Source organism: Burkholderia sp. APQ4-4ca (genome assembly GCF_057837105.1).
Map to the genome: position 1 here is coordinate 1 of NZ_JBYQCG010000053.1, position 325 is coordinate 325.

At 60.6% G+C, this 325-nt stretch carries 1 protein-coding gene; it reads left to right on the forward strand.

Annotation, left to right across the window (positions count from 1 at the left end; all coding sequences use genetic code 11):
* Nucleotides 1–299, forward strand: a 299-nt coding sequence (locus tag AC3IFE_RS01640) for a hypothetical protein (protein ID WP_489189397.1), incomplete at its 5' end; no start/stop codon positions are given.
* Nucleotides 300–325 lie beyond the last annotated feature (26 nt).

Sequence of the window (325 nt, forward strand, 5' to 3'; positions counted from 1 at the left end):
CCTGGGCCACGGCGAAGGCCGCGGCCGCTGGGTATGGAACAACTATTTACGGAGCACGTATGAGTCAGAAAACTGAATTTATAACGTCGGCGCGGCTGCAGGAGGGAAGCCTGGGGAAAGTGGTCAACGAGGTGGTCGGCGGCAGCCAGCTGCAGGAGGTCGTAACGGATAGCAACGCGCTACCTCGCATCAAGGTTTCGCACGAGGCCTTTGCCGCGGCCAAACGCCAGCGAGGCAAAGGTGAGACGGTACGGGACGTGGTGGAGCGACTGATATTTGCCGCGACGGGAAATAGGTAACGCGGCCGACCTGTTTCGATCCGCAG